Origin of the sequence: Halorubrum persicum (assembly GCF_002727125.1) — an archaeon.
GTDB classification, from domain to species: Archaea; Halobacteriota; Halobacteria; order Halobacteriales; family Haloferacaceae; genus Halorubrum; species Halorubrum persicum.
Genome location: NZ_NHOA01000084.1, coordinates 29719 through 38587, shown reverse-complemented (window position 1 = coordinate 38587; position 8869 = coordinate 29719). Strand labels below are relative to the sequence as shown.

The 8869-nt window shown below is 69.1% G+C and carries 13 protein-coding genes; 6 read left to right on the top strand and 7 right to left on the bottom strand.

The features are described 5' to 3' along the window. The first annotated feature begins 17 nt into the window (after window positions 1-17). Both DJ69_RS10040 and DJ69_RS10035 read left to right on the top strand, forming a co-directional pair. Window positions 18-722: a carbonic anhydrase gene (locus tag DJ69_RS10040; RefSeq protein ID WP_099255472.1), complete on the top strand. Its 705-nt coding sequence runs from the start codon at window positions 18-20 to the stop codon at window positions 720-722. Window positions 723-874: 152 nt separating this feature from the next. Beyond that, window positions 875-2101 carry a PQQ-binding-like beta-propeller repeat protein gene (locus tag DJ69_RS10035; protein ID WP_099255471.1) on the top strand — a complete coding sequence of 409 codons (1227 nt, stop codon included), beginning with the start codon at window positions 875-877 and terminating at the stop codon, window positions 2099-2101. 162 nt (window positions 2102-2263) lie between these two features. Here DJ69_RS10035 and ndk read toward each other — a convergent pair whose 3' ends face one another. From ndk to rpl7ae, 4 genes are read right to left on the bottom strand one after another with little or no spacing between them, the layout of a single operon-like run. Then, the gene (gene ndk / locus DJ69_RS10030; protein WP_099255470.1) at window positions 2264-2743 is read right to left on the bottom strand and encodes a nucleoside-diphosphate kinase; all 480 of its coding nucleotides are present in this window, start codon (window positions 2741-2743) and stop codon (window positions 2264-2266) included. Continuing rightward, window positions 2744-2932 (bottom strand): 50S ribosomal protein L24e, encoded by a 189-nt coding sequence (locus tag DJ69_RS10025; RefSeq protein ID WP_004046480.1) that lies wholly within the window; start codon window positions 2930-2932, stop codon window positions 2744-2746. 3 nt (window positions 2933-2935) lie between these two features. Then, on the bottom strand, window positions 2936-3160 hold the full coding sequence (locus DJ69_RS10020) for a 30S ribosomal protein S28e (RefSeq protein WP_004046478.1): 225 nt from the start codon (window positions 3158-3160) through the stop codon (window positions 2936-2938). Between the two features lie 6 nt (window positions 3161-3166). Next, window positions 3167-3529 (bottom strand): 50S ribosomal protein L7Ae, encoded by a 363-nt coding sequence (rpl7ae, locus tag DJ69_RS10015; RefSeq protein WP_095637209.1) that lies wholly within the window; start codon window positions 3527-3529, stop codon window positions 3167-3169. Window positions 3530-3819: 290 nt separating this feature from the next. Between rpl7ae and DJ69_RS10010 the strand changes: the two genes are divergently transcribed. Then, window positions 3820-5256 carry a bifunctional metallophosphatase/5'-nucleotidase gene (locus DJ69_RS10010; RefSeq protein ID WP_099255469.1) on the top strand — a complete coding sequence of 479 codons (1437 nt, stop codon included), beginning with the start codon at window positions 3820-3822 and terminating at the stop codon, window positions 5254-5256. Window positions 5257-5280: 24 nt separating this feature from the next. Here the strand turns inward: DJ69_RS10010 and DJ69_RS10005 are convergent, their stop codons facing one another. Next, complete coding sequence (locus DJ69_RS10005; RefSeq protein WP_099255468.1) at window positions 5281-5598, bottom strand: DUF5785 family protein; 318 nt, start codon at window positions 5596-5598, stop codon at window positions 5281-5283. Between the two features lie 221 nt (window positions 5599-5819). Here DJ69_RS10005 and DJ69_RS10000 point away from each other — a divergent pair, with 221 nt between their 5' ends. Beyond that, window positions 5820-6989, top strand: a complete 1170-nt coding sequence (locus tag DJ69_RS10000) for a glutathione-independent formaldehyde dehydrogenase (RefSeq protein WP_099255467.1) — start codon at window positions 5820-5822, stop codon at window positions 6987-6989. A gap of 48 nt (window positions 6990-7037) precedes the next feature. Here DJ69_RS10000 and DJ69_RS18385 read toward each other — a convergent pair whose 3' ends face one another. Then, window positions 7038-7205: a hypothetical protein gene (locus DJ69_RS18385; protein ID WP_180271786.1), complete on the bottom strand. Its 168-nt coding sequence runs from the start codon at window positions 7203-7205 to the stop codon at window positions 7038-7040. A gap of 139 nt (window positions 7206-7344) precedes the next feature. Here DJ69_RS18385 and DJ69_RS18380 point away from each other — a divergent pair, with 139 nt between their 5' ends. Next, window positions 7345-7497, top strand: a complete 153-nt coding sequence (locus tag DJ69_RS18380; RefSeq protein ID WP_180271785.1) for a hypothetical protein — start codon at window positions 7345-7347, stop codon at window positions 7495-7497. Window positions 7498-7503: 6 nt separating this feature from the next. On the opposite strand, the gene DJ69_RS09990 is transcribed toward DJ69_RS18380, so the two are convergent. Then, on the bottom strand, window positions 7504-8619 hold the full coding sequence (locus DJ69_RS09990) for a CobW family GTP-binding protein (RefSeq protein ID WP_099255465.1): 1116 nt from the start codon (window positions 8617-8619) through the stop codon (window positions 7504-7506). A gap of 97 nt (window positions 8620-8716) precedes the next feature. Here DJ69_RS09990 and DJ69_RS18375 point away from each other — a divergent pair, with 97 nt between their 5' ends. After that, window positions 8717-8860, top strand: coding sequence for a hypothetical protein (locus tag DJ69_RS18375; protein WP_180271783.1), 144 nt, complete (start codon window positions 8717-8719; stop codon window positions 8858-8860). The last annotated feature ends 9 nt before the right edge of the window (window positions 8861-8869 follow it).

Here is an 8869-nt window from a genome sequence, read left to right as displayed (position 1 = left end):
GGAGCGAGTCGACGAGTATGGGACGCGACCTCCTGACCGACCTCCTCGACCGCAACGACGAGCACGTCGCGTCCCCCGGCGCGGACGCCCTCGCCGACCAGCGCGACGGCCAGCGTCCGCCGGTCGTCTCCGTCTGCTGTTCGGACTCCCGCGTGTCGCAAGAGGGGATGTGGGCGGTCGAGCGGCCGGGGTTCCTCTTCACCGCCGGGAACATCGGAAACCGCGTGAGCGACCGCGTCGACGGCGAGCGCGTGCTCGCCGGCAGCGTCGCGTACCCCCTCGTATACACCGGCACGAACGCGCTCGCGATCGTCGGACACACCGGGTGCGGCGCGGTCGGCGCGGCCCTCTCCGCGGTCCGGACCGGCGACCTTCCCGAAGACCCCGGCGTGCGGGCCGACGTGGCGGAGCTCGTTCCGATCGTCGAGTCCGGCCTCGACGCGCTCGCCGGCGACAGCGGAGCCGGGGGGCTCGACGGCGACGGCGCCAGCGTCCGGAATCGACTCGTCGAGTACAACGTCCACGAACAGGTCGCGCTCGCCCGCGAGATCGAACCAGCCGCCGACGCCGACGTGTACGGCTTCGTCTACGACTTCCACGGCGCGTACGGGAGCCGCGACGGGACGGTCTACCTCGTGAACGCCGACGGCGAGCGCGACCCCGACGCCCTCCGAGAGCGGGTGGGACCGGCGCACGCGGACCACGTCGACACATTGCTGTAAGCTCCATCGACCGCCGCGCCGCCGTCTCCTCGCGGTTCGTCGTCCGTCTGCCCCGTTGTCCGTTCCCCCATCTGTCCGGTCCGCCCTCCGGGCTCGCTCCTCACCCGCCGCATCCGACAGCGGTATCACCGCGACGACCGAACCAGTCGGTAATGGACCGCCGCGTTCTGTTCGCGAGCCTGATCCTGTTGGCCGGCGGCGCGACCGGCGTCGGCGTCGCGCTCTTCGCGTTCGTCGGCGTCGACGACGCGACGATCGATGCGCAGGTCGTCTGGGAGTCCGAGCCCGTCGGCGGCGACGACGGCAGCGGCGCGGTCGTCGCCACCATGGACGGCGACCCGCTCGTCCTCCAGCCGGCGATCGAGGACGGAAATCGAACGATACGCGCCACCGCCGCGGGCGGCGACGTGGAGTGGAGGACGACCGTCGGCGGCGCTGGCGCTGCGAACGACGCCGACGGCACCGATCCCCCCGCGACGAGCGGGCTCGTCACCGGCGAGCTCGGCGGCGACGAGGTCGCCGCGTTCACGACCGAACCGGGTTCCCTCGTCGTTCTCGACCCGACCGACGGCGCCGAGCGGCTCGCCGTCGACCTCGGCGGACCGGGCGGGCTCCGCCCGGCGATCGGCGACCTCGACGGCGACGGCGACGCCGAGATCGCCGCGGCGACGACCGACGGAACGGTTCGCGCGATCGATGCCGACGGCGACACCGTGTTCGAAACGGACCTCGGTGCGCCGGTTGAGCGCCGGCCGCTGGCCGTCGACTTCGCCGACTCCGATGGCAGCGCCGACCGCGGGGTCGCGGTCGCGACCGCCGTCGACGGCGAGCGCTCGATCAGTCTGCTCGACGCGACCGGCGAGCCCCGGTGGACGACGACGCCGTCGGTCACCCCCCTGAGCTGGAGCGCGGCCGACACCCGGAGCGGGCCGGTGCTCGCGCTCGGCGGCGCGAACGGAAACCTGGAGACGATCGATGTCGCCGACGGCGGGAGTCGCTACGAGGTCGGGTTACAGGACCTCCCCGTCACCGTCGGCGACGCGGATCCCGGGCGGGTGTACGTCGGCGGGAGCGGGAGCGTCTGGGCAGTCGACCTGCTCGACGGCGAGGTCGTCTGGAAACAGCAGTACGGCGGCGACACGCGGCTGAACGCGCCCGGCGTCGCGGACGTCGACGGCGACGGCTCCCCGGGCCCGGTCGTGGTGAACCGCAACGGGAGGGCGCTCGCGCTCAACCAGAACGGCGAGGCGATCGCCCGCGGCGACATCGGCAACGCCGTCGTGTACGCGGGCCCGCTGTTCGCGGACGTGACCGGTGACGGGAGCGCCGAGGTGCTCGTCGTCGCCGAGGACGGTCGGATCGTGGCGCTATCCGACTGAGAACGACCGGCCTCGGTTGGCCGGGTTTATCAGTCGATCTGTGCCGGATACGCGTCGCAGTCACCGATTTTTAGCCGTGATTTCACCGGAAACGAGGTGTGTCGGAATAGCTATCGCTCTCGGGACCGCGGCATCGGCAAAAACGAAAACGGCGTCGCCGTTTCAGTGCTGTTCGTCCTCGTACACCCAGGCGGCGGTGTCGAGGCCGTAGTCGACGAGCTCGTCGTCGTCGAAGAACAGGTCGATCTCGCGCTCGTTGGCGCCCTCGTCCTCGTGGTCCGACGCGTGGATCACGTTGTGGCCGAGGTCTAAGCCGAAGTCGCCGCGGATCGTGCCCGGGGCGGACTCGGCGGGGTCGGTCTCGCCGACCATCGCGCGGACCTGACGGGTCGCGTCCGCGCCCTCCCACACCATCGCGAAGACGGGGCCGGAGGTGATGAACTCGACGAGGCCGTCGAAGAACGGTTTCCCCTCGTGTTCACCGTAATGCTCGTGGGCGAGGTCCTCGTCGATCTGCATGAACTTGCCGCCGACGAGCTTCAGGCCGCGCTCCTCGAAGCGGGAGACGATCTCGCCGATGAGACCGCGCTGCACGCCGTCGGGCTTGACCATCACGAAGGTGCGCTCGTCGTGGTGGCTCATCTACTCGCCACCCTGATTGCGCCCTTCCTCGGTCCACTCGAGGTCGCGCGCCTCACGGCCGAGGAAGTAGTTCTTCTCCGCCTTCGAGTCGACGAAGTGGAGGATCTGTCCGTCCTTCTTGACGTACATCGTGCCCGTGCCGGGCTCGATCTCCTCGCCGGTGTAGTCGCAGGTTCGTGTCTCGACCATTGGTTATCGCCCTCCGATGGAGTCGGCGTCGCGCTGGGTCTCCCGGAGCTGGAGCACGTCGCCCATGCGGACGGGGCCCAGGACGTTCCGGGTGATGATCCGGCCCTGGTTCGATCCTTCCTGGATGCGGCACTTGACCTGCATGGCCTCGCCGTGCATCCCGGTCTTGCCGACGACCTCGATGACCTCCGCGGTCGTCGAGTCGCCGGTGCCCTCTTCTGCGCTCATGGGTGGTTATCGGAGCTCCGCGACCTTCTCGCCGATGTCCTCGACGTCGTCGTCGGCGTCGCCGGCGTCAACGACGGCGGCGGCGGCCGAACCGACTTCGAGGCCGGCGGCGTGGCCGACTTCGTCCTGCGTGTCGACGAAGACGACCGGGATGCCCTTCTCCTCGGCAAGTTCGGGGAGGTGCATCACGATCTCCTCGGGGGAGACGTCCTCGGCGACGATGACGAGATCCGCGTTGCCGCGCTCGACGGCCTTCGTGGTCTCGTTGGTTCCTTTCTTCACGGTACCGGTGTCTCGGGCGACCTCGAGCGCCTCAAGCGATCGCTCGGCGAGGTCGGCTGGGGTTTCGTAGTCTACGTAAACGGGCATATGTTGTTCACCTATCCCCCGCGCGGGCTCGCGTGTCCGTCCCGTGGTCGGTCCCTAACGGAACGGCACATCATCAACCCCGCAGAGGCTGTGAAGCGACGTAGTCCGGACATCCATAAAAGCGCTTTCAATGTCCTGCGCGTGTGCGAGCGGGGGTCACGGGGGGCGGACCGGCCTCACCCACGCTCTGGCGGCGGTCCTCACGGCGTGTCGTGTCGCGCCCCGACGGCGACGCGCCGCTCCGACTCCGCGATTTTTAAGCGTCGCTCGCCCCTCCGCCCGCACATCGAATGGTCCGTCTCGTTCACTACTCCGACATCGAGAACGTCTTCGACGTCCCCGAGCGGGCGGCCCGCCTCGCCGGCCGGATCCGGGAGCTCTCGGGCCCCGACGCCGCCGTCGTCGCCACGGGCGACACGACCGCCCCAGGCGTCCTCTCGCTGGTGGCGACCGGACGGCAGGTGCTCGACTTCTACGCCGCGACCGACACGCTCCTCGACACGTTCGGCAACCACGAGTTCGACTACGGACCCGACCCGCTGCGCGGGCTCGTCGACGACGCCACCGCGACGTTCGTCTCCGCGAACGTCCGCGACGAGCGCGGCGAGCCCTTCGGCCGCGACGAGGGCGTCGTCCCGTGGGCGACCCGGCGGATCGGCGGCGCGACCGTCGGCTTCGTCGGCGTCACCGATCCCGCGACGGACTCGCTGAACCCCATGGCCGCCGAGCTCACGTTCGACGACCCCATTCCCGCCGCGCGGGACGCGCTCGCCGAGATGCGCGCCGCGGCGGCCGCGGACGGAGACGGCCTCGACCACGTCGTCGTCCTCTCGCACCTCGGCTCGGGTGACGAGGACCTGGCCCGCGAACTCGACGTCGACGCGATCCTCGGCGGTCACATCCACAGCCCGCGCATCGAGCGCGTGGCCGAGACCCTGCTGGTCCGTCCCGGTGTCAACGGCGAGGCGGTCGTCGAGGTCGACCTCGGCGAGACGGGAGGCGCCGGCGGCGACGCCGAGCGCGAGGCCCCCACCGCGACGCTCCGCGAGCCGGACGGCGCCGAGCCGATCGCCGCGCTCGAAGCCGCGCTGGTGGAGCGAATGGCCGCCGCCGACCTCGACGAGGTCGTCGGTCGGGTCGACGAGCCGATCGAGCGGACCGGCGACACCGTCCACGGCGGGGAGTGCCGCGTCGGCAACTTCGTCGCGGACGCGTTCCGGTGGGCGCTCGACGCCGACGTGGGGCTGTCGAACGCGGGCGGGCTCCGACAGGGCGACCCGTGGACGGGCGACGTGACGAAGGCCGACCTGATCAGCCTGATCCCGTTCGAAGAACCCGTGGCGCTCGCCTCCGTGACGGGCGCGGAGCTGCGCGACGTGCTCCGCGAGATGGCCGCGCCCGACGTGGACTTCGGCAAGGACGACTGGTGGCACGGCCACGTCTCGAACGCGCGGGTCGTCTGGGACGCCGACGCCGAGCTCATTCTGGAGGCGACCGTCGGCGGCGACCCGATCGACCCCGAGGCGCGCTACACCGTCGCCGTCTCGGAGTATCTACTCCACTCCGACCACGAGTTTCCGACGCTCGCGCAGCGCCACCGGGTCGACGAGGGCGACATCCAGTACGAGGTGCTCGCCGACTACGCCCGCGAACACGGGATCGATCCCCGGATCGAAGGCCGGATCGAGATCCGGAACCGCGAGGCGATCGCCGGCGAACGTCAGTGAAGTGAGCGAACGACGACGCGCCGGCTACGCGCTGCTGTCGACGAACTGCTCGGCGCCCTCGTAGAACCAGTACCCGTTCTCGCGCATCGCGCGCCCGAGTTCCTGATGGAACTCGACGAAGTCCGCGAACTCCTCTTTCTCGACGTTCTCGAAGATGTCCTCGACGGAGACGACCGTCTCGTAGTCGATCCGGATCGGATGGTCGCCGTACTGTTCGACGTAGTCGGCGGCCGACAGCGGGAAGTCCTCCTCCTCGTCGATCTTCTTCGCGAGCACCGCGTGCCCGTACTGCCGCCTGCCCTCGCTCCCCTGTTCACCGTCGGGGTCGTGTGGCCAATCCATACGTCACGATTCATCGGGACCGGGCATAGTCATTACGGAAGGCCAGACCGGCCTCGGCCGCGTCGATCGCCGTGTGAGACCGGGACGACCGACTGCTTCCGTCGCCGATGGGGGAGCGAGCGCCACGACGGCTAATTGAACTATACCTTAATTTATTAACAGTATATATAATGTAAAAACGTTTAGGATACTAGACGCTATTCGATCACACGGATCACACCATGAGAGCTGTTGTATACCAAGGCCCGTACGACGTTGCCGTTGAGGACGTAGACGACCCGGAGATCGAACACCCGAACGACGTCGTGGTCGACATCACGACCTCGTGTATCTGCGGCTCCGACCTCCACATGTACGAGGGGCGAACCGCCGCCGAGGAGGGGATCGTGTTCGGCCACGAGAACATGGGGATCGTCTCCGAGGTCGGTGACGCGGTCTCGACGTTAGCGGAGGGCGACCGCGTCGTGATGCCGTTCAACGTCTCCTGCGGATTCTGTCAGAACTGCGAGGAGGGGTACACCGGCTTCTGTACCAACGTCAACCCCGGCTTCGCCGGCGGGGCGTACGGCTACGTCGCGATGGGCCCGTATCCGGGCGGACAGGCCGAGAAACTGCGCGTCCCGTATGCGGACCACAACGCGCTGAAACTCCCCGAGGGACGCGAACACGAGGACGCGTTCTCGCTGCTCGCGGACATCTTCCCGACCGGCTGGCACGGCACCGAACTGGCGAACCTCCAGCCCGGTGAGTCCGTCGCCATCTTCGGCGCCGGCCCGGTCGGGCTGATGGCCGCGTACAGCGCGAAGATCAAGGGCGCCGCCGAGATCTACGTCGTCGATCAGGTGCCGAGTCGACTCGAACTGGCCGAGGAGCACTGCGACGCCCACGCCATCGACTTCTCCGAGGGAGACCCGGTCGACCAGATCATCGAGGAGCACGGCGGGATGGTCGACAAGGGTGTCGACGCGGTCGGGTATCAGGCGACCGACCCCGACAACGTCGACACCGACACCGAGGACTACTCCTACCAGCCGGCCAAGGAGAACCCGGCGGTCGTGATCAACAACCTCATCCGCGTTGTCCGACCGACTGGCGAGCTCGGTATCCCCGGGCTGTACGTGCCGGAGGACCCGGGCGCGCCCGACGACATGGCCGCGCAGGGGCGGCTCGGCATCGACTTCGGGAAGTTCTTCGAGAAGGGACTCAAATGCGGCACGGGCCAATGTAACGTGAAGGAGTACAACCGGTACCTCCGCGACATGATCATCGAGGGGCGAGCCGACCCGAGCTGGGTCGTCTCGCACCGCGTCAACCTCGACGAGGCGCCCGAGATGTACGAGGCGTTCGACGCCCGCGAGGAGGGCGTCACGAAGGTCCTTCTCGAACCCTAAGTCGGCGCGGCCGCTCGCCGCAGTTCCGATTTTTCACCGTCCCGAGCGTCAGACCCGGAGCCACGCCTTCGGGTGTTCGTCGCGGAGGTGCGACTGGTACCGACCGACGAGCTCCGGATACCCGTCGGCGACGCAGTGCCAGCCGCAGTGCTCGCAGGTGCGTTCGACCGCGTCGTCCCCGCTCTGTACGTGTCCGCCGCGTCTGTACGTGACCATGGGCGTCTCGTCGCGGGTCGACCGCGCCGATAGCTAACGTACGCCGCGGGCGGGGTTCACTCTGTCGGCGCTCGCGAAGCGCGCTCGCTCCGTCCGACCCGCCGAAACCGGTATGACGGTCCCGTCCGTTCCGGTCGGTATGTGTAAGTACTGCAACTGGGCGTTCCACGACGGCTGGGGGGAGCTGCTGAAGTACGACGACGTGTACCAGTCGGCCGTCGGCGCCGAGACCGAGTCCACCCACGGGTTCCACGAGGACTGGGACGACCTGCAGGCCGAGTTGGGGCTCTGATTCCCCCTACAGCGGGAAGGCGTCCGCGCTCTCGACCGACTGCGGGTCAGACGCCGCCAGTCCGTCGAGCTCGCTGCGGATCCGCGATTCGTCCAGCTCGCTGCCGATGAACACGAGCCGCGTGCGTCGGTCGTCGGTCGGTCCCCACTCGCCGATCGGCCCCGCCTGCACCGAGGGGCCGGCCTGGCTCACGCCGATGACCTCGTCGGTGCCCGCGACGTTCGCAACGCCCTTGGCTCGGATGATATCGCCGTCCCAGTCGGCGAGCCAGTCGGCGAACGACCCCGGATCGAGGGCGTCGGCGGAGCGGTAGACGAACGAGTCCACCCCGTGGGCCGCGGCGGCGCCTTCGGCGTGGTCGTGACCCCGGTGCTCGCCCGTCGAGCCGTCCCCGCCCTCGCTTTCCGCGATCGCCCGCTTCCACCCCGGCGACCGCTTCGCCGTCTCGAAGTCGAACCGCCCCGTGTCGAGCACGTCGCCCGGGTCGACCTCGGAGTAGCTCGTCCGGATCCGCTTCGCCCGCGGGCCGAGCCGGTCGGCGACCGACTCGATCTCGTCGAGCACGTCGTCGGGAACCATGTCCGTCTTGTTCAACACGAGCACGTCGCAGAACTCGATCCCCTCGACGAGCACGTCCGCGAGGGGCCGGTCGGCCGCCGGCTCACCGTCATCCGGCAGGCTCTCGCCCGCGTCGAACTCCTTCCAGAACCCGTAGGTGTCGAGGACGGTCACCATCGTGTCGAGCCGGAAGCGCTCGGTCGGGTCGATCGCCGACTCCTCGGTCCCCTCCGTGAACGCCCGCGCCACCGGAATCGGCTCGGAGATGCCCGACGACTCCACGAGGAGGTAGTCGAACTCGCGGGACTCGGCGAGCGCCGCGGCCTCGCTCAGCAGGTCGTCCTGGAGCCGGCAGCAGATGCAGCCGTTCGAGAGATCGACGATCCCCTCCGACTCGTTCTCGCGAGCGACCAGGTCGGCGTCGACGTTCACCTCGCCCATGTCGTTCAGGATGACGGCGATCCGCCTGTCGCCGGGGTTCGCGAGCAGGTGGTTCACCATGGTCGTCTTCCCGGCACCGAGGTACCCGCTGAGAACGGTGACGGGAATCCGGTCGTCGCTCATGTGTGTTACCGTGAGACGTGCTACCAGTATGAAACGATCGATCGGTGAGGTTCCCGCGGCCGCAACGTTAACGCCCGCCGGCGTGCGCCCCTCACCCGTGCGCCGCAGAGCCCTCCTCTCGACGGCGGCCGCCGTTTCGACCGCCTCCATCGCCGGGTGTCCGACTCCGCCGTGGGGATCCGTTCCCGAGCGCGTCGAAGTCCGCCACGGTACCGAGACGGTGCTCGACGAGGCCGTCTGACCCGGCCGC

Excerpts from the sequence above, each read along its gene's own strand:
- DJ69_RS10010 (WP_099255469.1), top strand. The coding sequence starts at position 3,820 with ATGGTCCGTCTCGTTCACTACTCCGACATCGAGAACGTCTTCGACGTC.
- DJ69_RS10025 (WP_004046480.1), bottom strand. The coding sequence starts at position 2,932 with ATGGTCGAGACACGAACCTGCGACTACACCGGCGAGGAGATCGAGCCC.
- DJ69_RS09990 (WP_099255465.1), bottom strand. The coding sequence starts at position 8,619 with ATGAGCGACGACCGGATTCCCGTCACCGTTCTCAGCGGGTACCTCGGT.
- DJ69_RS10035 (WP_099255471.1), top strand. The coding sequence starts at position 875 with ATGGACCGCCGCGTTCTGTTCGCGAGCCTGATCCTGTTGGCCGGCGGC.
- DJ69_RS10000 (WP_099255467.1), top strand. The coding sequence starts at position 5,820 with ATGAGAGCTGTTGTATACCAAGGCCCGTACGACGTTGCCGTTGAGGAC.
- rpl7ae (WP_095637209.1), bottom strand. The coding sequence starts at position 3,529 with ATGCCCGTTTACGTAGACTACGAAACCCCAGCCGACCTCGCCGAGCGA.
- ndk (WP_099255470.1), bottom strand. The coding sequence starts at position 2,743 with ATGAGCCACCACGACGAGCGCACCTTCGTGATGGTCAAGCCCGACGGC.
- DJ69_RS10005 (WP_099255468.1), bottom strand. The coding sequence starts at position 5,598 with ATGGATTGGCCACACGACCCCGACGGTGAACAGGGGAGCGAGGGCAGG.
- DJ69_RS10040 (WP_099255472.1), top strand. The coding sequence starts at position 18 with ATGGGACGCGACCTCCTGACCGACCTCCTCGACCGCAACGACGAGCAC.
- DJ69_RS18380 (WP_180271785.1), top strand. The coding sequence starts at position 7,345 with ATGTGTAAGTACTGCAACTGGGCGTTCCACGACGGCTGGGGGGAGCTG.
- DJ69_RS10020 (WP_004046478.1), bottom strand. The coding sequence starts at position 3,160 with ATGAGCGCAGAAGAGGGCACCGGCGACTCGACGACCGCGGAGGTCATC.
- DJ69_RS18385 (WP_180271786.1), bottom strand. The coding sequence starts at position 7,205 with ATGGTCACGTACAGACGCGGCGGACACGTACAGAGCGGGGACGACGCG.